This is a genomic window from Citrobacter sp. Igbk 14 (assembly GCF_028069825.1).
In the GTDB taxonomy this organism is placed as follows: domain Bacteria; phylum Pseudomonadota; class Gammaproteobacteria; order Enterobacterales; family Enterobacteriaceae; genus Citrobacter.
This window is the reverse complement of the sequence record NZ_JANEWM010000043.1, coordinates 1-22545: the sequence shown is the minus strand read 5'-3', so window position 1 is coordinate 22545 and position 22545 is coordinate 1. Positions and strand designations below refer to the sequence as shown.

Below are 22545 nucleotides of genomic sequence, written 5' to 3'. Positions count from 1 at the left end.
CACAAAGCGGGTCGCCCTTGTATCTGTTTGAAAGCCTGAATCAACTGATTCAAAACTACCTGCCGGAAGACCAGATTAAGCGTCTTCGGCAGGCGTATCTCGTTGCACGTGACGCTCACGAGGGCCAAACACGTTCAAGCGGTGAACCCTATATCACGCACCCGGTAGCGGTAGCCTGCATTCTGGCCGAGATGAAACTCGACTATGAAACGTTAATGGCTGCGCTGCTGCATGACGTGATTGAAGATACCCCTGCCACCTACCAGGATATGGAACAGCTTTTTGGTAAAAGTGTTGCTGAACTGGTCGAAGGGGTATCAAAGCTTGATAAGCTTAAGTTTCGCGATAAGAAAGAGGCGCAGGCCGAAAACTTTCGCAAGATGATTATGGCGATGGTGCAGGATATCCGCGTCATTCTCATCAAACTTGCCGACCGTACCCACAACATGCGCACGCTGGGCTCATTGCGCCCGGATAAGCGTCGCCGCATAGCCCGTGAAACTCTCGAAATCTACAGTCCGCTGGCACACCGTTTAGGTATTCATCACATAAAAACCGAGCTGGAAGAGCTGGGTTTTGAAGCGCTGTACCCGAACCGCTATCGCGTGATTAAAGAAGTGGTTAAAGCCGCTCGCGGCAACCGCAAAGAGATGATCCAAAAAATCCTCTCAGAAATCGAAGGGCGTTTGCAGGAGGCTGGCATTCCGTGTCGTGTAAGTGGACGCGAAAAGCATCTGTACTCTATCTATTGCAAAATGGTACTCAAAGAGCAGCGTTTTCACTCGATCATGGATATCTACGCTTTCCGCGTTATTGTTCATGACTCCGATACCTGCTATCGCGTACTCGGCCAGATGCATAGCCTGTACAAACCACGTCCTGGTCGCGTTAAAGACTATATTGCCATTCCGAAAGCGAACGGATATCAGTCTTTGCACACCTCAATGATCGGCCCACACGGCGTCCCGGTTGAAGTACAAATTCGTACTGAAGACATGGACCAGATGGCAGAGATGGGGGTTGCAGCACACTGGGCGTATAAAGAGCACGGCGAAACCAGTACTACGGCACAAATCCGCGCCCAGCGCTGGATGCAGAGCTTGCTGGAGCTGCAGCAAAGCGCCGGTAGCTCATTTGAATTTATTGAAAGCGTCAAATCTGATCTCTTCCCGGATGAGATTTATGTTTTCACACCGGAAGGGCGAATTGTCGAATTGCCTGCCGGTGCAACACCTGTCGACTTCGCCTATGCTGTGCATACCGATATCGGTCACGCCTGCGTTGGTGCCCGCGTAGACAGGCAGCCTTACCCACTTTCGCAGCCGCTCTCCAGTGGCCAAACCGTTGAAATCATTACCGCACCAGGCGCTCGCCCCAATGCGGCATGGCTCAACTTTGTGGTCAGTTCAAAAGCTCGCGCCAAAATTCGCCAACTGCTGAAAAACCTTAAACGCGATGATTCCGTCAGTCTGGGTCGTCGTCTGCTCAACCATGCCTTAGGCGGTAGCCGTAAACTGGCAGAGATCCCGCAAGAGAGCATCCAGCGTGAGCTTGAGCGCATGAAGCTCGCCACGCTTGACGATCTGTTAGCTGAAATCGGCCTGGGTAACGCCATGAGCGTGGTCGTTGCGAAAAACCTTCAGCAGGGTGAGGTGCCGGCAAATGCGCCAGCACAATCTGGTCATGGTCATCTGCCGATTAAAGGCGCAGACGGTGTGCTGATCACCTTCGCGAAATGTTGTCGCCCAATTCCTGGCGATCCAATCATTGCCCACGTCAGTCCGGGTAAAGGTCTGGTGATCCACCATGAGTCCTGCCGTAATATCCGTGGCTACCAGAAAGAGCCTGAGAAGTTTATGGCGGTTGAATGGGATAAAGAGACCGAGCAGGAGTTCATCACTGAGATTAAGGTGGATATGTTTAACCACCAGGGTGCTCTGGCAAACCTGACGGCGGCAATCAACACGACCACCTCCAATATTCAAAGCCTGAATACTGAAGAGAAAGATGGCCGCGTCTACAGCGCCTTTATTCGCCTCACTGCCCGCGATCGCGTGCATCTGGCGAACATTATGCGCAAAATCCGCGTCATGCCGGACGTGATTAAAGTCACCCGTAACAGAAACTAGTCTTTTATGAATGAACAGCGTTATGCACGTATCCGCGAGATGCTCGCGCGGCGTCAGCCCGATCTGACTGTCTGCATGGAGCAAGTCCACAAACCTCATAACGTTTCTGCGATCATTCGTACCGCGGATGCCGTCGGCGTGCATGAAGTCCACGCCGTCTGGCCGGGTAGTCGTATGCGCACCATGGCCTCCTCTGCCGCGGGCAGCAACAGTTGGGTGCAGGTGAAGACTCACCGCACTATCGGCGATGCCGTCACGCAGTTAAAAAGCCAGGGCATGCAAGTTCTGGCAACTCACCTCTCTGACAAAGCTGTCGATTTCCGCGAGATTGATTACACGCGACCAACCTGCATCCTGATGGGCCAGGAAAAAACCGGTATCACCCAGGAAGCATTAGATCTGGCAGATCAGGACATCATCATTCCGATGATTGGTATGGTGCAGTCGCTGAATGTCTCGGTCGCCTCGGCGCTGATTCTGTACGAAGCACAACGCCAGCGGCAAAACGCCGGGATGTACCAGCGAGAAAACAGCATGCTGCCGGAAGGCGAGCAGCAACGTTTGCTGTTTGAAGGGGGTTATCCAGTGCTGGCCAATGTGGCGAAGCGCAAAGAACTCCCCTATCCCCACGTGAATACGCAGGGCGAAATTGAAGCCGATGCAACGTGGTGGGCCACTATGCAGTCTGCGAGATAAACACGATGAAAGGCCGTTTACTGGATGCCATCCCACTCAACTCTCTGACGGGCGTTGGCGCAGCACAAAGCAGTAAACTGGCTAAAATTGGCCTGCACACCGTGCAGGACCTCCTGTTGCACCTTCCTCTGCGCTACGAAGATCGTACTCATCTTTACCCAATTGGCGAACTCTTGCCCGGTGTCTACGCCACCGTTGAAGGCGAAGTGTTGAATTGCAATATCACCTTCGGTGGCCGCCGGATGATGACCTGCCAGATAAGCGATGGTTCGGGTATTCTGACGATGCGCTTCTTCAATTTCAGCGCCGCGATGAAAAATAGCCTCGCTACCGGAAGACGGGTGCTGGCCTACGGCGAAGCCAAACGTGGGAAATATGGCGCCGAGATGATCCACCCGGAATATCGCGTACAGGGCGATCTCAGTACGCCGGAACTCCAGGAAACGCTCACTCCGGTTTACCCGACAACCGAAGGCGTGAAGCAGGCAACACTGCGTAAACTGACCGATCAGGCGCTGGATTTGCTTGATACCTGCGCCATTGCCGAACTGCTACCACCGGAATTACTACAAGGGATGATGAGCCTGCCAGAAGCTCTGCGCACGCTGCACCGTCCACCGCCGTCACTCCAGCTAAGCGATCTGGAAACCGGACAACATCCGGCACAGCGGCGTTTGATTCTGGAAGAATTGCTGGCACACAACCTCAGCATGCTGGCGTTACGCGCCGGAGCCCAACGTTTTCACGCCCAGCCGCTGAGCGCGAACGATACGCTAAAAAATAAGCTACTGACAGCCCTCCCCTTTAAGCCAACCGCTGCACAGGCGCGAGTAACCGCCGAGATTGAACGCGACATGGCGTTGGATGTCCCGATGATGCGACTGGTACAGGGTGATGTTGGTTCCGGGAAAACACTGGTTGCAGCACTTGCTGCTCTACGGGCAATTGCACATGGCAAGCAAGTTGCGCTGATGGCCCCCACCGAGCTCCTGGCTGAGCAGCACGCAAACAACTTCCGCAACTGGTTTGCACCGCTGGGAGTTGAAGTGGGCTGGCTGGCCGGCAAGCAAAAGGGTAAAGCGCGTCAGGCACAGCAGGAAGCTATTGCCAGCGGCCAGGTACAGATGATTGTCGGCACTCACGCTATTTTCCAGGAACAGGTTCAGTTCAACGGTCTGGCACTGGTTATCATCGACGAACAACACCGCTTCGGCGTGCATCAACGTTTGGCACTATGGGAAAAAGGTCAGCAGCAGGGGTTCCACCCGCATCAGTTAATCATGACCGCCACGCCAATCCCACGCACGCTGGCAATGACCGCCTATGCCGATCTCGACACATCAGTAATTGATGAACTGCCTCCAGGACGTACACCGGTCACCACCGTCGCGATTCCGGATACCCGCCGCAGCGACATCATTGACCGCGTGCGTAACGCTTGCACGCACGAAGGTCGCCAGGCGTACTGGGTCTGCACGTTGATCGAAGAGTCTGATTTACTGGAGGCCCAGGCAGCAGAGGCCACATGGGAAGAACTTAAACTCGCTCTGCCGGAGCTTAATATTGGTCTGGTACATGGGCGCATGAAACCTGCCGAGAAGCTGTCTGTCATGGCTGCGTTTAAACAGGGCGAAATGCATCTGCTGGTCGCCACTACAGTGATTGAAGTCGGTGTAGACGTACCAAACGCCAGCCTGATGATTATTGAAAACCCGGAGCGTCTGGGCTTAGCGCAGTTACACCAGCTGCGCGGCCGCGTCGGTCGCGGCGCAGTCGCTTCTCACTGCGTCCTGCTGTACAAATCACCGCTGTCAAAAACAGCGCAAAAACGTCTGCAGGTGCTGCGAGACAGCAACGACGGATTCGTTATTGCGCAAAAAGATTTGGAGATCCGCGGCCCCGGTGAGCTGTTGGGTACACGCCAGACCGGAACGGCGGAATTTAAGGTAGCGGATTTACTGCGCGATCAGGCAATTATTCCGGAAGTTCAGCGCATTGCCCGCCATATTCACGAACGTTATCCACAGCAGGCAGTGGCGCTGATAGAGCGCTGGATGCCAGAAACTGAACGCTACTCCAACGCATAACCCTCTTCATCGCGGCGGTTATCACACCGCCGCACGGCCTTTATTGCGCAAAAATCGGTAACAGCAGATACAGCTTAATCACCAATGCGTTGACGATATCAATAAAGAACGCCCCCACCATCGGCACCACCAGAAACGCCATATGTGATGGACCAAAACGCTCGGTAATCGCCTGCATGTTGGCAATCGCTGTCGGCGTTGCACCGAGGCCAAAGCCACAGTGCCCGGCAGCCAGCACCGCCGCATCGTAGTTCTTACCCATCAGGCGCCAGGTGACGAAAATTGCATACAGCGCCATGAAAACGGTCTGTACAACAAGGATTGCCAGCATTGGTAGCGCCAGCGAGGCCAGTTCCCACAGCTTGAGGCTCATTAACGCCATTGCCAGGAACAGCGACAGACTGACGTTACCAAGCACCGAAACCGCTCGCTCAAACACCCGATAAAAGCCCAGTAGCGCCAGACCATTACTCAGGATCACGCCGACAAACAGTACGCAGACGAAGGTCGGTAGTTCCAGCACCGTACCCACCAACATTTGCGCAACGATTTTGCCCACCGTCAGGCAGATAGCAATCAGCGCGATAGTTTCAATCAGCACCAGCGAGGTGATCATGCGCCCAACATCCGGCTTTTCAAACGCAGTCGGTACTGCCTGATCGTCCGGCATACCGTCCGGAGTTGTGGAGTGTTTTACCAGATAGCGCGCAACAGGCCCACCGATCAAGCCACCCAGCACCAGGCCGAACGTTGCGCATGCCATTGCCACTTCAGTTGCATTAGCGAAACCATAGCGTTCAATAAACAGCTTGCTCCACGCCGCTCCGGTTCCGTGTCCACCAGAGAGCGTTATCGAACCGGCAATCAGGCCCATCAACGGGTCGAGACCCAGCAGGCTTGCCATACCGATACCGATGGCGTTCTGCATTAATAGCAGCCCAACAACCACAATCAGAAAGATGCCCACCACGCGGCCACCCGCTCGCAGGCTGGCAATATTGGCATTCAGGCCGATAGTTGCGAAGAACGCCAGCATCAGCGGATCGCGCAACGTCATATCAAAATTGACCTCCCAGCCCATGCTTTTTTTCAGCACCAGCAACGCGATCGCCACCAGCAATCCACCTGCTACAGGTTCGGGAATCGTATATTTTTTCAGGAAAGAGACTGACTGGACGAGCTTACGCCCCAGCAGCAACACCAAGGTTGCAGCAACCAGTGTTGATAATGTATCGAGGTAAAACATATACAGCTCCATTAGTGCGCTTTGCAGTTCTGCTACGCACGATTCATTCCAGGTCGATTTTTAGCTCTTAATGAGTTATCGGGGTGGATTTTAAGCAGAAAATGATGAAAAGTTATATAAAAATGTTTGTTTATCCGTTTTAAATATTAAGAATAGTTACTCGCAAACGTTTGCTTTTCTGTCCTAGTCAGATAAAATCACCGCTTTTCCACCATGGGATTGCCTCTGATGTCCGTTAACGCCGTAGAGTCGACAAATGCGCAACCGGTTGCGCAGACTCACAACAGTGAACTGATTTACCGTCTTGAAGATCGACCCCCGCTAGCCCAAACCCTGTTTGCCGCCTGTCAGCACCTGCTGGCCATGTTCGTCGCGGTAATCACGCCTGCTCTGTTAATCTGCCAGGCGCTCGGCTTACCGGCTCAGGATACTCAACACATTATCAGTATGTCGCTGTTCGCTTCCGGCGTGGCTTCTATCATTCAGATCAAAGCCTGGGGACCGGTGGGCTCAGGGCTGTTATCCATTCAGGGCACCAGCTTTAACTTTGTTGCGCCACTGATTATGGGCGGAACGGCGCTAAAAACCGGTGGCGCAGATATCCCAACCATGATGGCGGCGTTGTTTGGCACACTGATGCTGGCAAGCTGCACCGAGATGGTTATCTCGCGTGTACTGCATCTGGCACGTCGTATTATTACTCCGCTGGTCTCAGGGGTGGTAGTAATGATCATTGGTTTGTCACTGATTCAGGTGGGTCTGACATCGATTGGCGGCGGTTACGCAGCAATGAGCGACAACACCTTTGGCGCACCGAAGAATTTGATGCTGGCAGGTGTCGTGCTGGCGCTGATTATCATTCTTAATCGCCAGCGCAACCCATACCTGCGCGTTGCATCACTGGTGATTGCAATGGCTGCAGGATACCTGCTGGCCTGGTTCATGGGCATGTTGCCGCAAAATACCGCGCCGGTAAGTCAGGATCTGATCATGGTACCAACGCCGCTGTATTACGGTCTGGGTATCGACTGGAGCTTACTGCTACCGCTGATGCTGGTCTTTATGATCACCTCGCTGGAGACCATCGGTGATATTACGGCCACCTCCGATGTCTCCGAACAACCGGTCTCGGGTCCGCTGTACATGAAACGTCTGAAAGGCGGAGTACTGGCGAACGGCCTGAACTCGTTTGTTTCCGCCGTGTTCAACACCTTCCCGAACTCCTGCTTCGGTCAGAATAATGGGGTCATCCAGTTAACCGGCGTTGCCAGCCGCTATGTTGGTTTTGTGGTGGCGCTGATGCTGATCGCACTGGGTCTGTTCCCGGCAGTCAGCGGCTTTGTACAGCATATCCCTGAACCTGTTCTGGGCGGGGCAACGCTGGTAATGTTCGGGACTATCGCCGCCTCCGGGGTACGCATCGTGTCACGTGAACCGCTGAACCGCCGCGCCATCCTGATTATCGCACTGTCGCTGGCTGTTGGTCTCGGCGTCTCCCAGCAACCGCTGATCCTGCAGTTTGCGCCTGACTGGGTAAAAAACCTGCTCTCTTCCGGCATTGCTGCTGGCGGTATTACCGCTATTGTTCTGAACCTGATTTTCCCGCCAGAGAAAGCGTAAGCGAAATGCGGCGTTGATTCTGAATCAACGCCGCTGTAACGCTCTTTCACCATTCCCGCCTTGAGGATTGCGCGTAAATCGTGCATAACTTGACTATGTGCACTTCGCGGGATGGAAGACCATGAAATTTATTGGAAAGCTGCTTATTTACGTGCTGATCGCCTGTGCAGTGGCGATCCTCGGCCTTTATTTTCTACTGCAAACCCGTTGGGGTGCAGAGCATGTCAGCGCATGGGTGTCAGAGAACAGCAGCTACCACCTGGCTTTTGATGCCATCGATCACCGGTTTTCCTCCCCATCCCATATTCTGTTGAAAAATGTCACTTTTGGTCGTGATGGGCAACCTGCCACGCTGGTCGCAAAAACGGTTGATATTGGCCTGAGCAGTCGTCAGATCACCGACCCGTTGCACGTTGACACCATCTTGTTGCAAAACGGTACGCTCAATCTTTCTCAACAAACTGCGCCGCTTCCGTTCCAGGCCGATCGCCTGCAGCTACAGGATATGGCATTAAATAGCCCCGGCAGTGAGTGGAACCTGAGCGCGCAACGCGTGAACGGCGGCGTTATTCCCTGGAACCCTGAGGCGGGTAAAATTCTCGGCAACAAAGCGCAAATTCAGCTCAGCGCCAGTTCATTAACGCTTAACGACGTTCCCACCATCAACGTGCTGATCGAAGGCAGCATTGACCATGACCGCGTGACGTTAAGTAACATTGGCGCAGATGTCGCACGCGGCGCGTTAACCGGCGTTGCGCAGCGGAATGCTGATGGCAGCTGGGTCGTGGAGAACCTGCGGTTAAATGATATCCGGCTACAAAGTGATAAATCACTGGTCGATTTTTTCGCACCACTAACCACAATTCCGTCCCTGCAAATTGGTCGTCTTGAGGTGACGGATGCCCGTCTGCAAGGTCCTGACTGGGCGGTGACGGATCTCGATCTGAGTTTGCGCAATATGACCTTCAGCAAGGACGACTGGCAAACTCAGGAAGGGAAGCTGTCGATGAACGCCAGTGAGTTTATCTACGGTTCACTGCACTTTTTCGACCCCATTCTGAATGCCGAATTCTCACCGCAGGGCATTGCACTACGCCAGTTCACTACTCGCTGGGAAGGCGGTATGGTTAGAACATCCGGTAACTGGTTGCGCAGTAACAAGGCGCTAGTCCTTGACGATGTTGCCATTGCCGGGCTGGAATACACGCTGCCGGAAAACTGGAAGCAATTGTGGATGAAACCCCTGCCTTCCTGGCTAAACAGCCTGACGCTGAAAAAATTCAGCGCCAGCCGTAACCTGATTATCGATATCGACCCTCTGTTCCCATGGCAGCTCACCGCACTGGACGGTTATGGCGCCAACCTCGGGCTGGTACAAAATAATCAGTGGGGTATCTGGAGTGGTAGCGCCACACTCAATGCCGCTGCTGCGACGTTTAACCGTACCGACGTGCGCCGACCTTCTCTGGCCCTCGCCGCGAACAGCAGCACCATCAATATCAGCGAGCTAAGTGCCTATACGGAAAAAGGGCTGCTGGAGGCGACCGCCAGCATTTCGCAGTTACCGCAACGCCAGGCGCAGGTCAGCCTGAACGGGCGTGGTGTGCCAATGACTATCCTGCAGCAGTGGGGATGGCCAGCACTACCGCTTCCTGGTGACGGTAACATTCAGCTTACGGCCAGCGGTAATATTCTGGCAGATGCGCCACTCAAACCGACCGTGAACGGCCAGCTACATGCTGTAAATGCTGATAAACAGCAGGTGACGCAAACCATGCAGGCGGGTGTGGTATCCGGTAGTGAAGTCTCAGCGCCGCCACTTGCGCAGTGATTATTGCCCGGTGGCGCTTCGCTTACCGGGCCTACTTCCGCTCATAAACGAATATATTCACTGCACAACAACCATTTCACCGGCTCGTCCTCTTCTATCGCCGGGAAGCGTCCCCCAGGCTCAAGAAAGTGGTTATCGTGCCGGTCGTCATTCACCATTGAGATTTCCCAGCCCAATACAAACGCTTTCTCGGCCCAGAAACGATGATACAAACGGGGTGGCAGACAGATGCCTTGCCCTGGTTTCAACGCCAGCGTTTCACCGGGCTTAACGGTTCGCCGCTGACCATCCACACTTACCTCAATAATATGCTGCGCGTCATACTGAGCATCGGGCGTGGCCCATGCCAGCTGCATACATAAATCACCGCCGCCGCGATTGACAATATCTTCCATTTTATGAGTGTGAAAATGCCATGGCGTTTGTTGATCCTGCTGAATTTGCAGCATCTTTTCGGCATACGGTTTGGGATAGTTTGCCGAACCCAACACGCCATTGCGCAACGTCAGCAGCGTGAGCCCGGTTTGCGCAAAATCACCACGACCAAAATCGGTGACATCCCAGCCCAGCTGGAGATCGAGCACTTCATGCCACAGAGTTTGATCCTGTTGCCGCCAAGCGTCGACGGTAAAATACGCAAAGTCAGGCAGACAGATTCGAAAAGTCTCGGCGATGGCATGCGCTTTATCAACGGCATAATTAATTTGTGAACGCTTCATTCCACTTTTCCTTGTCGCGAAAGAGGCGGGTTTCCCCGCCTGCATGCCGTTAGTAAAGTGATGCTTTGCCAGTAGATCCAAACAGCTTCATTTTATGGCGGATCACATCCCGTGCGGCGCTAATCGCTTCCGGGTAAATCACGTTCGGGTCCCACCAGGTTTCTTTCGCCAGAATTTCACGCACCTTCTGGAAGTAGGCGTACTTCATATCGCTGGAAATATTGATTTTGCCCACGCCCAGCGTGACAGATTCGGCAATCTCCGCATCCGGGTTCGCCGAGCCGCCGTGCAGCACCAGCGGAATATCCAGCCGCCCGGCGATATCACGCAGAATGTTCATTTGCAGCTCTGGCTGCATTCCTTTCGGGTAGATCCCGTGGGCGGTACCAATCGCTACTGCCAGCGTGTCAGCTCCGGTACGGGCGATAAAGTCCTGCGCCTGAGCAGGATCGGTGTAGGTGACTTTTGATACGCCGCCTTCCACTGACGTCCCGGTCTGGCCGATCGTCCCCAACTCCCCCTCAACCGAGACACCTACCGCATGCGCCAGTTTGACCACTTCGCGGGTCAGGGCCACGTTTTCCTCATAGGGCAGCAGCGAACCGTCGATCATCACCGAGGTAAACCCACACTGAATCGCCCGCAGGACATGTTCCACCGACGCCCCATGGTCCAGATGCAGAGTAAACGGCACTGTGCTACGCATCGTGATATCGCGGACATAGCTAAAAAACGCATCACCGACGAAATCATGCTCGCTGGGGTGAATCGAGATAATCGCTGGCGTGTTGGTTGCTTCCGCCTCTTCGACCACTGCACGCACAAAGCAACTATCCGCCACGTTGAAGGCACCAATGGCAAAACCGTGCTGACGAGTAGGCTGCAGTAATTCTTTCATCGAAACTAACATGTTAATTCTCCAGTTTCAGGGTGTAGAAAGCCCTGCCAGTGCGTCATCGCAGAGGCATAGAAGGCGTTACAGAAAATGAATCAGGCTTTGCCGATAGCGCCGCTGGCCTGCAGATACGGAATAATGGCTTCTTCGCAGGCCTGTTCCATCAGGGCCAGGGCATCAACAAGTTCACAGGATTTGTCGCGACACAGGGTATGGAGCAATGCGGCTTTTCCGGCTTCAAAAACCGCCGCGCCAACGTTAATTTTGGCGACGCCAAACATCGGACAACGCTGTAGCTGGTCAAACGGCGTACCGCTGCCGCCATGTAGAGCCAGTGGCACCGTCGATAAACGGGCAATCTCCTCAAGGCGCTGGAAATCAATCACCGGCGTCACACCCGGCGCATACATACCGTGCGCCGTACCGACCGACACCGCCAGCACGTCGATCCCGGTCTGCTGGATAAACGGCTCAACGTCAGCAGCCTGGGTCATCAAATCAACGTTCGTCGCGTGGTCGTAGCGTGGAGCATCGGCAAGATGCCCCAACTCGCCTTCCACACACAGCGAGACGCTGGCAGCCAAATCCACAACTGCACGGGTCTGACGAATATTTTCCTCCAGCGCAAACGCCGAAGCGTCGATCATCAAGCCACTAAACCCGGCGCGAAAAGCCTGGCGGATGCGTACAGGATCTTTGCCGTGGTCCAGTGCCAGCACGACCGGCACCGAGGCTTCATCCGCCAGCGTTTTGACGACCGCAGCGGCTATCGATGCAGGAAAATGGTCCAGATGCCCCTGATACAGATTCAGAATAATGGGCGCATGATGTTTCTCAGCCACCCGAACCGCCGCACGGGCGCTTTCCAGGTTCATACAGTTGATGGCCAGCAGCGCATACTTCTCGCGCCATGCTTTCGTCACCATGCTTTTCATATCGGCAAACATACGGCCTCCGGTTATTCCAGGGTGAAGGTGATTTCTTCGTCTTTCAGCTTCTGATCGCTGAGTTCGTCAAACTCTTCGTCACGTTCTGTCACCGGTTTCTTCCACAGCGACAGCATGACGCCGCAAATCACCGTCCCGATCCCCAGCGCCAGGCAAAACAGCAGCGGGTGCGTGAAGAGTGGGACCACGAACATGCCGCCGTGCGGAACCGGACTTTCGACACCCCATACCATAATCAAGCCGCCCGCCACCGCTGATGCCACCACACAGGACCCAACCACGCGCAACAGGTCACGTGCCGCAATCGGTATAACGCCTTCGGTAATCATGCAGATCCCCATCGGGAATGCCGCCTTCAGTGCCTCACGTTCGGCCCGGGTGTACTTGTGGCGCGTCAGCAGGAAGGAGAGCGTAATGCCGAACGGTGGGATCATCGACCCGACAAACTTGACCGCTTCAGGGCCATACACGCCGCTAACCAGCATGCCATCCGCAAACAGCGACATGGTTTTATTTACCGGTCCGCCGAAGTCGAATGTCGCCATTGCGCCGAGGATCGCCCCCATCAGAAAACGGGACCCGCCCTGCATGGACTCCAACAGATGAATCAACGCATCCTGCAGCCAGGCAATCGGCTTACCGATCAGCGTCATCATCAACAGGCCGCCAATCACGGTACTCAACACCGGTAGCACCATGATGGGCATCAGCCCCTGCATTGATTGCGGTAAACGGATATAACGTTTCAACAGCAGAACGGTGTAGCCAACCAGAAACCCGCCAAGCATTCCGCCAATAAAACCGGTATGAATTTCGCCACAGACAAAACCGACAATCAGACCCGGCGCAAATCCGGGGCGATCGGCAATGGAGTAGGCAATCGCCGCGCTAATCAGCGGTACAATCAGCCCCATCCCCCAACCACCTATCTGGTTGAGCATCCAGGGTATTGTCCCGATTTTTTCACCCACGTTAGTGCCGCCAAGTATTTGCCCCAGAGCAATACAGATCCCAGCGGCAACAATTAACGGGATCATCCACGAAATCCCCGTTAACAAATGCTTTTTAACTTCCTGAGATAGCGGAATTTTATTTTCACTCATGTGAAACCCCTCCAAAATGAGGATCGCTACTGGTTTGCGTTAACTAATGATTTTTCAACCTTTTCAAGAAACTGAACCGGTGATTTTATGACTATTTCCGTTTTCACTCGCACAATGCGTTTATTTGAAAACCGTTCCTCACCTTTTATTTTTACATCCACAGCAAGAATCACGACATCTGCAGATGAAATATCCTCTGCCAGCAATTCATTTTCCGTTCCGATAGTGCCCTGGGTTTCAACTTTAATATTATGACCAAGCGCTTTAGCACCTTTAATTAATTTCTCACGGGCAATATAGGTGTGCGCAATACCCGCCGTACAGGCGGCAACACAAACAATATTCATAACATGCTCCACTTTTTATTTAGCAGACATTGGATTCAGCATATTGGCTAAATAGCTCAATAATTTTCTGTGGACTGCTTTCGACCAGTAATTGTTCAATAATATCTTCGTCAGCCAGTGCTCCGGCAACCTGCGAGAGCAGACGAATATGCGTGGTGTTCTGATCTTCAAGACGAACGGCAAACAAAATAATGCACCGCACATTGCTGCCATCCAGCGTTTCCCAGGGAATATCCTGGCGGGTACGACCAATAGCCAGCGTCGTATTGATCACCGCTGATGATTTTCCGTGCGGGATCGCAATATGATTTTCAAAGCCGGTTGATCCCTCAGATTCACGCTGCCAGACATCCTGAATAAACGTTTCCCGACAGCTAATAGCACCATCTTTTTGCAGAATATCAGTCAGTTCCTCAATCACCTCCGTTTTGTTTGTCGCCTTCATGTCCAAAATAACGCGATTCGTATTGAGTATTTTCGTTATATCCATCAATCATACCTCATGGAGTTCAGACATTAATTTTCAACGACCAGTGACGTCGCCCGATGTAATTTTTCAGTAATAACCGTTTCCGTTACCCGCTTAATATCCGCATCATTGAAGAAGGCGGTGACATACACGACAGGCATAGCAATGGCGGGTAAATTAATGGTCGACACCACCAATTCAATATCGTCCGTCAGCACAGAGGGCAAACTACCTGCCGACACCACGCCAACAATGGTCCAGTCCGGAAAGGCACGCAGAATGCGACTCTTGAGTAAATGGGAGGTGCCAATACCGGTCGAGCAGACCAACAGCACACGCTTACGCGCCATCTGGCGCTCCATTGCCGCCTGAAAGTGGACGGTAAGATATCCCACCTCATCTTCCGATACCGCCCGCTCGCCCCAACCGCTAAACACCCGATTCACCGCGCATTGGGTCAACCGCCAGACGTCCTGCAGCTCGCCTTTGATATCCTCCAGTAGCGGATTGCGAATGCGGATCTGGTAGTTAAGCCGGTTAATCAGCGGCTTAATATGAATCAGTAATCCGTCATATAGCGCACTATCCTGACTGAGATCGCTGTCGACCATCTCGGCGAAGGTGGCAATCAGTCGATGGGTAATCAACCGCGCTTCATCGCTGGAGTGCATATGGCCAATGACGCTTACATCGTTATGCTCCTCAATCACGACGCCAGACGAGATAATATATTGATAAATAAACCAGACTTCGTCTTCCGGCAGTGAATGGGCTATACGTTTTTCTATACGTTGAATCATGCGGCTGGCAATTGAGAAAATGCTCTCATCACATGAAGTGATATTTTCATCTTTTCGCGGTAAGGCATTTCCACGCGTGATGCGATACATCATGATCAGAATATGAGTAAAAATATTGACGTAATACGGTTCGCCTAACGACCAGCACAGATCATTCTCCATTTCCTGCAACAGCGTCTGGACAAATAAAACGTCTTCCTCACCAAAATAATGGACTAGCGCTTTATAGCTCCCCGGGTCAAGACGTGAATAAACCACACTACCGGGTTCATTATGGTTAATCACACCGTTGATCAGTGATGCCATCGCCTGGCGCACACCACTCTCGCTACCTTCGATATGCGTGCCGCTTTGGCTGCGGATCAGCGATAAACCCAACGGGGCAATCCATGATTCAATCACCTTCAGATCGTTAACTATCGATGCACTGCTGATAAAATAACGTTCGGACAATTTACTGATCGATGTTTCATGTGGCGTTTCGCTTAATAATTGCGAGGCTATCTTGACGCGTCGTGAGTTATTCATCATGCCGTCAGCGTCATCACCCTCCGCTCCTAATAACTGGTCTAAATATAAAAGATCGGTAATATTATCGGCACTTAATATCACACCTGCGCCAGCACGCTTATCAATGGCTATTTTCCATTCCGATAACCACTGTTCCAGTAAACGCAGATCGCGTTGTACAGTCTTTTCCGAAACAGATAAATGCTCAGCAATTTTCAACAGTGTGACATATTCCTTCCGGGACAGAAGAAACCTTAATAATCTGTTTTGTCGCGAGGTAATCATTTGCATTATTTACCCTTATCACACACCAGATTAAATATCTAAAGAAGCATTTATGCTCCACGTGTAATCCGTGATGATAAATATAAAAGGACTACGATGATGCAACAATACTAAATCGTGTCCTGTATTCCGGACAGAAATAAGACAAAAAAGGGAAATAGTGAGATATTTACAGCGCAGATCACATTTTTTTCATGTATTAGAGTGACAGCGATCGCAAATATGGATAGGTAAAAATTTAAGTCAGGATATTTTTTCTTTTCAGATCTGGAACGCTGTACGCACCGTAGGCCGGATAAGACGCAATGCGTCGCCATCCGGCACCACATTCACATGCGCTTATAGGGTTATCTTCAACATATCTTCCTCACCAGGCGTAACCACCGTTCCCCACGCGCTGCACACAGATGAACCGCCCTGCACATCGCTAACCTGCGGAATATTACGCAGACACAGCGTCCAGTTACGCGCTTCACCGACACCCTGCACGGTCAGCGTATTGCCCACTCGTACTACCTTCAGCGTGAAGATAACCGAGCCGTCAGACGCCGGAACTTCACAGAGCGCTTCACGCCCTTCCTGCAGATGGAACAACTGAAACGCGGTCCCTTCGTGCCAGGCGTAATCCGGCTTCTGATTATTGTTCCCCAGCGCCAGCAGCGTGTTATCCCTCACATACACCGGCAGGCTCAGGAAGTCGTGCCGCTGCTTATGCCAGCGACTGCCTGTTATCTCGTCATTACGCCACAGGTGCGTCCAGTCACCTTCCGGCAGGTAAAATTGCACGTCACCGGTTTCCGAGAACACCGGAGCCACCATCACGCTATCACCCAGCATGTACTGACGGTCAAGATAATCACACGCCGGATCGTCCGGGAACTCCAGCATCATCGCCCGCATCATTGGCGTGCCATGGGTACTGGCGCGAACCGCTTCACGATACAGGTACGGCATCATGCGGCATTTTTGCTCAGTGAAGAAACGCACCACATCGCAGGATTCATCGTCGTATGCCCACGGCACGCGGTAGGATTTGCTGCCGTGCAGGCGACTATGGCTGGAGAGCAGCCCAAACGCACACCAGCGTTTATAGACATGTGCTGGCGCAGTATTCTCGAAACCACCAATATCGTGGCTCCAGAAGCCAAAGCCCGACAGGCCGATAGATAAGCCGCCGCGCAGACTTTCCGCCATCGATTCGTAGTTGGCATAGCAATCACCTCCCCAGTGCACCGGGAACTGCTGTGCACCGACAGACGCAGAGCGGGCAAAAAGTACCGCCTCTTCTTCTCCCACCGTCTCTTTCAGTACGTTCCACACCAACTGGTTGTAGATGAACGCATAATGGTTATGCATTTTTTGTGGGTCAGCGCCGTCAAACCACTGCACATCCGTTGGGATACGTTCGCCAAAATCCGTTTTGAAGCAATCGACGCCGATATCCTCCAGGCCTTTCAATTTGTTGGCATACCACTCGCAGGCCGCAGGATTCGTGAAATCATAAATCGCCAGCCCCGGCTGCCACTTATCCCATTGCCACAGAGAACCATCAGGGCGTTTAAGCAGATAGCCTTTCTCTTTCAGCTCGTTGAACAGCGGCGATTTCTGGCCAATGTACGGGTTGATCCACACACAGACCTTTAACCCTTTTTCTTTCAGGCGACGGATCATCCCTTCCGGATCCGGGAACGTCACCGGGTCCCACTCAAAATCACACCACTGAAATGCCTTCATCCAGAAGCAGTCAAAATGGAAGACATGAAGCGGCAGGTTGCGTTCGGCCATACCGTCGATAAAGCTGTTCACCGTCGCTTCATCATAATTGGTGGTGAACGATGTGGTCAGCCACAGGCCGAACGACCAGGCGGGCGGCAGCGCCGGACGACCGGTAAAGCGAGTATAGCGATCCAGCACCGCTTTCGGCGTTGGGCCGTCGATGACGAAATATTCCAGATACTCGCTTTCAACGCTGAACTGCACTTTCGACACTTTCTCAGAGCCAATTTCAAACGACACACACTGCGGATGGTTCACCAGCACGCCGTAGCCGCGGTTGGTGAGATAAAACGGGATGTTCTTGTAAGACTGCTCAGTACTGGTGCCGCCATCGCGGTTCCAGGTTTCCACCGTCTGACCATTACGTACCAGCGCAGTAAAGCGCTCGCCCAGCCCGTACACCGTTTCACCGACGCCCAGATCCAGGCGTTCAAACATATAGTTTTTCCCGCTGTTGGTGTCCTGGACATAGCCGTTATTTTTCAGCTGGCTGCCGGTAATACGTTCGCCGTTACGCAGGAAGTCCAGCGACCAGAACTCGCCTTTAGTGACCCGCACGCTCAAATTACCGCTCTTCAGTTCGGCAAATTCAGCGGTGTTTCGCATCTCGACGCTGACGTCCTGCAGCACGTTCAGCGGGTAATGCGGGCCGGTATCCAGCGCGCCCTGGAAGTGTTCCATTCGCACCCCAACCACGCCTTCCTGCGGCGAGAAAAAGCGCAGGGTGAAGAGTGGCGTATCCAGTTGCCATGTACGTTCACGCACATCGCGCGGCGCAACGTAGACAATCATCTCGTTACCGTGCTGTTCAACCTCGAACACCTGAATCGGGTGAGTTAAATTCAGGCCAGGCTGCGTCAGCCAGTTTCCGTCGCTAATTTTCATCGTCAGTTCCTTAGTTCTGTCATTCTTTCGTCGTAAAATCCTGCTGATTGCGGCGCGCGCCCTGAGCCAACTGACTCATAATTTCCGTCAGATACGGGGTTTTCAGGGTGTAGAAACGTTTGGCAATCACGGCACTCAGCAGGTAGCAAATGGCCGGGACAATCGTGAACAATGCGATAATGATGCTAATGGTGGCGCTATTTTGGGTTTTCGCTGCGGCATCGTAGCCGCCGCCCGCCAGCATCCAGCCGATCATCGCCCCGCCAAGCGCCAGGCCCAGCTTGAGCACGAACAGCGTTCCCGCAAAGCTGATACCCGTCAGACGTTTTCCGTTGCACCACTCGCCGTAATCAACGGTGTCGGACATCATTACCCACTGGATTGGCGTCACGAGCTGATGCAGTACGCCAATCACGAAGATGAAAGCGAACATGGTGAGGTTGGCGTGCATCGGCACGAAGAACATTGCCAGGCTGATGACCGCCAACAGGGCATTCGTCCACCAGAAGACACTCACTTTGCATTGCCAGTCAGTCAGCGGTTTTGCCAGCGCAGAGCCGATCAGATTGCCGACACAATAGGTGGTGAGGAAGGCCACAAACACTTCCGGCTTGCCCAGAATCCAGGTGACGTAATACATCATCGCCCCGCCGCGAACGCAGACGGCAAGGATGTTGAGAATGGTCAGCAGGCCGACGATGCGCCATTGATCGTTTTGCCAGATATCACGCAGGTCTTCACGCATTGAAGTGCTGCCCGGCGGCGCTTTCACACGTTCTTTGGTGGTGAAGAAGCAAAACGCCAGCATCAGGAACGCCACGACCGAGAGCACGGCAATCCCGCCCTGGAAGCCCAGCGCTTTATCTTCACCGCCAATCAGATTAACCAGCGGCATCATCAGCACGGTGGAGAGCATGCCGCCCGCCGTCGCCAGCACGAAGCGCCATGACTGCAGGGAGATGCGCTGCGTGGGGTCATTAGTGATCACGCCGCCCAGCGCACAATAGGGAATGTTCACCACGGTATAAAGCAGGGTCAGCAGCGTGTAGGTGATTGCGGCATAAATCATTTTGCCGTGCAGGCTGAGATCCGGCGTGCTGTAGGCGAGCACACAGACCAGACCAAACGGCAGCGCACCAAATAGCACCCACGGGCGGAATTTCCCCCAGCGTGAACGGGTGCGGTCGGCGAGCAGTCCCATGCAAGGGTCTGAGATGGCATCCAGCGCGCGGGCCAGTAAGAACATGGTGCCGACAAATCCGGCCGGAATACCAAAAATATCGGTATAGAAGAACATCATATATAACATGACGTTATCGAAGATAATGTGGCTGGCGGCATCACCCATGCCGTAGCCAATCTTCTCTTTAACGGACAAAATCTCACTTTTCATTACGCATCCTTGTTAGCACTTTCACACGCACTGATACCGGTTACAGTTCTTGTAAACCATCCCTGTGAGCGCGGGTATTGCGATATCTCGTTATCAAATTACGATTCTTATTTTCTGTGATCGGGGTAGCGTCGAAAAATGTGTCGAAGTGTAAGCGATGGATTTTGTAGAGATTTATTTGAAACTGGTCATGGTAAGGAGAAAGGGAAGTTAAAAAAGTGAGTGGGGGGGTGTGGAAACCGTAGGAAGTAGCTATAATGCGCCCCGCCTCCATGTAGCAATCGAGGCGCGGAAGATCGTCATCTCCGGTGAGGTGGCTGGACTTCAAATCCAGTTGGGGCCGCCAGCGGTCCCGGGCAGGTTCGACTCCTGTGATCTTCCGCCAAAATCCTTCCATAGCAGTCCATATCCGTCCATTTATAATTACAAAAACAACAAGTTAAAATAATTATCGTCCATATGTGACCATAGTCGGTTTCTGAAATCCGCTCAAAAAATGTATAGTAATCTGTATAGGATTTCGTGGCTAACACAGGGCTATACATATGGCACTCACAGATCTTGAGATAAAGCGGGCTCAGCCAAAAGAAAAAGCATATTCGCTAAGCGATGGTTTGGGCCTGGCGCTGCTGATTGAACACAACGGGAGCAAGGGTTGGCGCTTTCGCTATCGTTTTGATAACAAAGCCCGCTTGATGTCCTTTGGCGCTTATCCACTAGTCTCCCTCTCCGAAGCCAGAGAAATGCGCGACAAATCGCGCAAACTTGTCATATCTGGTGTAGATCCAATGGCCGAACGTCGTACACAAAAAGCGCTGCGAGAGCAGGCTAACGCCATGACTTTTGAGGTAGTCAGTAGGGAGTGGCATCGTAGTAAAGCCGATCGCTGGACGCTGGGCTACCGTGATGAAATCATCAAAACCTTCGAACAAGATGTGTTTCCTTTTATCGGCCAGCGCCCTATGGGAGACATTACGCCGCAAGAATTGCTACAGGTTCTCAAACGCATCGAGCAACGTGGCGCACTGGAGAAAACACGAAAAGTACGCCAGCGCTGTGGTGAAGTTTTTCGTTATGCCATTATCACGGGTCGCGCCAAATACAATCCAGCCCCGGATCTTGCGATGGCACTGGCTACACCGAAAAAACAAAACTATGCCTGGCTGCCCGAGAACGAGATGCCTTATTTTATCCGCGATTTGGAAGGGTACACCGGGAGCCTTATTACCAGAAACGCAGCAAAACTTGTGATGCTTACAGGTGTCAGAACCCAAGAGATGCGTTTCGCAACATGGGATGAAATTGATTTTGAGAATGCCCTCTGGGAGATCCCGCCAGAGCGAATGAAAATGCGTCGTCCTCACCTTGTACCTCTCTCACGTCAGGTGATTGAACTACTCAAACAACTGGAACCGATCACCAAAAATTTCCCGTACATCTTTATTGGCCGCAATAGCCGTAAGAAGCCAATCAGCAAAGAAAGCGTAAATCAAGTTATCGAGCTACTGGGTTATAAGGGACGCGCTACAGGGCATGGTTTCCGGCATACCATGTCTACAATCTTGCATGAACATGGCTTTGATAGCGCATGGATTGAAACACAGCTCGCACATATTGATAAGAATGCAATTCGCGGAACGTATAATCATGCGCAGTATCTGGAGAAACGCCGGGAGATGATGCAATGGTATGCGGATTTCCTAGGCAGTCAAAAAGATAAAGTTAACTAATATTTTATATTCAAAAACAGCATTTATTATAAGATCAACAGGCCATGAAAAATATGTACATTCCATTATTGAAAACCATTAAAAAATAGGATGACCATATGGAGAAAAATAACCATAGAGAAGAACTAATCCAAGCATATAAGTCTAAATCACTCTGGAAAAAAATTACCCAGATATACTTAGATGAAATTAGATCAAACCCTAAAAATCTACCAACTATACTAGCTGAGATACATAATGAAAAATTATTCGATTTAAATGAATTGTATAAACATCTAGATATTGAAAGCAATGAACGGGATCTTTTTATTTTATTCAATGTTTATTCATTAGCATTACCAATGATGTCATGCTCAATTGAAGATATATTAATAACAACAGAAAAATTAAGTAAGGGAAAGAAATCTCCCATTGATATTCACGATGGCATTTACAACTTTTGTAGACATGATTTTCTCCATGCTCAACAGGGACTCTATTATATTAAGAAAAACCCTGAGAATTTAATATCGTACATCTCATCGGTCATCTCCTCAGCAAATAGCCATGATCCAACATGGTGTCTTTCTCAGACAGAACAATTGATAAGCAGTAGTGACCACTCTATTAGATCTCAAGCGTATTGGACAATAGGCAGACTACATTTAACAAATGAATGTGATATTATTTTGGCCAAATCGTTACTTAACTCCTCAAGTGAGAACGAAGGTAACAATATTGCCAATATAAACTTATTCAGAGCATTGATTAATTTTGGTAAAAACCATAGCCAATCTTGGCCTTATATAAAGAATAGCATTTCACATATTTTAGATAAAAATGATGATGACATCATAACTATTGCAGCACAACAATGTCATTGGGAATTTCAAAAAATCCCTAAAGATATCTTTCACTTATTGCTTGATGCTGTCAAAAAATCATCACTAAAATCTGGAGCATTGGATAGCATCGACTTGGTATTCATCGATTTAATTAAAAATAATGAGCACGATTTAGCAATAACCTTATTGGAAGGTATTTTAGAGAAAAATGACAATATCAAAATTACAAAATTTGACTCCTTTGTACATTATC

The 22545-nt window shown here is 51.6% G+C and carries 16 protein-coding genes, 1 tRNA gene and 1 pseudogene; 8 read left to right on the top strand and 10 right to left on the bottom strand.

Annotation, left to right across the window (positions count from 1 at the left end; genetic code table 11):
• Window positions 1-17 precede the first annotated feature (17 nt).
• From spoT to recG, 3 genes are read left to right on the top strand one after another with little or no spacing between them, the layout of a single operon-like run.
• Complete coding sequence (spoT, locus tag NNN64_RS16165; protein ID WP_271442017.1) at window positions 18-2129, top strand: bifunctional GTP diphosphokinase/guanosine-3',5'-bis pyrophosphate 3'-pyrophosphohydrolase; 2112 nt, start codon at window positions 18-20, stop codon at window positions 2127-2129.
• A 6-nt stretch (window positions 2130-2135) separates the two neighbouring features.
• Complete coding sequence (trmH, locus tag NNN64_RS16160) at window positions 2136-2825, top strand: tRNA (guanosine(18)-2'-O)-methyltransferase TrmH (RefSeq protein ID WP_271442016.1); 690 nt, start codon at window positions 2136-2138, stop codon at window positions 2823-2825.
• Window positions 2826-2830: 5 nt separating this feature from the next.
• On the top strand, window positions 2831-4912 hold the full coding sequence (recG, locus tag NNN64_RS16155; RefSeq protein WP_271442015.1) for an ATP-dependent DNA helicase RecG: 2082 nt from the start codon (window positions 2831-2833) through the stop codon (window positions 4910-4912).
• Window positions 4913-4952: 40 nt separating this feature from the next.
• Here recG and gltS read toward each other — a convergent pair whose 3' ends face one another.
• Entirely contained in the window at window positions 4953-6158 is a 1206-nt protein-coding gene (gene gltS, locus NNN64_RS16150; protein WP_271442014.1) for a sodium/glutamate symporter, read from the bottom strand.
• 228 nt (window positions 6159-6386) lie between these two features.
• Between gltS and xanP the strand changes: the two genes are divergently transcribed.
• Together xanP and NNN64_RS16140 are read left to right on the top strand one after the other, a co-directional pair.
• Complete coding sequence (gene xanP, locus NNN64_RS16145; protein WP_271442013.1) at window positions 6387-7778, top strand: xanthine/proton symporter XanP; 1392 nt, start codon at window positions 6387-6389, stop codon at window positions 7776-7778.
• Between the two features lie 121 nt (window positions 7779-7899).
• Window positions 7900-9609: an AsmA family protein gene (locus NNN64_RS16140; protein WP_271442012.1), complete on the top strand. Its 1710-nt coding sequence runs from the start codon at window positions 7900-7902 to the stop codon at window positions 9607-9609.
• Window positions 9610-9650: 41 nt separating this feature from the next.
• Here NNN64_RS16140 and NNN64_RS16135 read toward each other — a convergent pair whose 3' ends face one another.
• The 9 genes from NNN64_RS16135 to NNN64_RS16095 all read right to left on the bottom strand — a co-directional run bounded on the left by NNN64_RS16135 (window position 9651) and on the right by NNN64_RS16095 (window position 19738).
• The gene (locus NNN64_RS16135) at window positions 9651-10328 is read right to left on the bottom strand and encodes a D-lyxose/D-mannose family sugar isomerase (protein ID WP_271442011.1); all 678 of its coding nucleotides are present in this window, start codon (window positions 10326-10328) and stop codon (window positions 9651-9653) included.
• Window positions 10329-10377: 49 nt separating this feature from the next.
• On the bottom strand, window positions 10378-11238 hold the full coding sequence (locus NNN64_RS16130) for a ketose-bisphosphate aldolase (RefSeq protein ID WP_271442010.1): 861 nt from the start codon (window positions 11236-11238) through the stop codon (window positions 10378-10380).
• An 80-nt stretch (window positions 11239-11318) separates the two neighbouring features.
• Window positions 11319-12170 (bottom strand): class II fructose-bisphosphate aldolase, encoded by an 852-nt coding sequence (locus tag NNN64_RS16125; protein ID WP_271442009.1) that lies wholly within the window; start codon window positions 12168-12170, stop codon window positions 11319-11321.
• Window positions 12171-12181: 11 nt separating this feature from the next.
• Window positions 12182-13273, bottom strand: a complete 1092-nt coding sequence (locus tag NNN64_RS16120) for a PTS fructose transporter subunit IIC (protein ID WP_271442008.1) — start codon at window positions 13271-13273, stop codon at window positions 12182-12184.
• 26 nt (window positions 13274-13299) lie between these two features.
• On the bottom strand, window positions 13300-13620 hold the full coding sequence (locus NNN64_RS16115; protein WP_271442007.1) for a PTS fructose transporter subunit IIB: 321 nt from the start codon (window positions 13618-13620) through the stop codon (window positions 13300-13302).
• A gap of 19 nt (window positions 13621-13639) precedes the next feature.
• Window positions 13640-14110 carry a PTS sugar transporter subunit IIA gene (locus NNN64_RS16110; RefSeq protein WP_137382127.1) on the bottom strand — a complete coding sequence of 157 codons (471 nt, stop codon included), beginning with the start codon at window positions 14108-14110 and terminating at the stop codon, window positions 13640-13642.
• A 26-nt stretch (window positions 14111-14136) separates the two neighbouring features.
• Window positions 14137-15690, bottom strand: coding sequence for a BglG family transcription antiterminator (locus NNN64_RS16105; protein WP_271442006.1), 1554 nt, complete (start codon window positions 15688-15690; stop codon window positions 14137-14139).
• A 333-nt stretch (window positions 15691-16023) separates the two neighbouring features.
• On the bottom strand, window positions 16024-18345 hold the full coding sequence (yicI, locus tag NNN64_RS16100; protein WP_271442005.1) for an alpha-xylosidase: 2322 nt from the start codon (window positions 18343-18345) through the stop codon (window positions 16024-16026).
• A 19-nt stretch (window positions 18346-18364) separates the two neighbouring features.
• On the bottom strand, window positions 18365-19738 hold the full coding sequence (locus NNN64_RS16095; RefSeq protein WP_271442004.1) for a glycoside-pentoside-hexuronide family transporter: 1374 nt from the start codon (window positions 19736-19738) through the stop codon (window positions 18365-18367).
• 290 nt (window positions 19739-20028) lie between these two features.
• Between NNN64_RS16095 and NNN64_RS16090 the strand changes: the two genes are divergently transcribed.
• The 3 genes and pseudogenes from NNN64_RS16090 to NNN64_RS16080 all read left to right on the top strand — a co-directional run.
• A tRNA-Sec gene (locus tag NNN64_RS16090) sits at window positions 20029-20123 on the top strand.
• 160 nt (window positions 20124-20283) lie between these two features.
• On the top strand, window positions 20284-21468 hold the full coding sequence (locus NNN64_RS16085) for a tyrosine-type recombinase/integrase (RefSeq protein ID WP_271442003.1): 1185 nt from the start codon (window positions 20284-20286) through the stop codon (window positions 21466-21468).
• A 98-nt stretch (window positions 21469-21566) separates the two neighbouring features.
• Window positions 21567-22545, top strand: a pseudogene (locus NNN64_RS16080) (phage head-tail adapter protein); the annotation flags it as partial.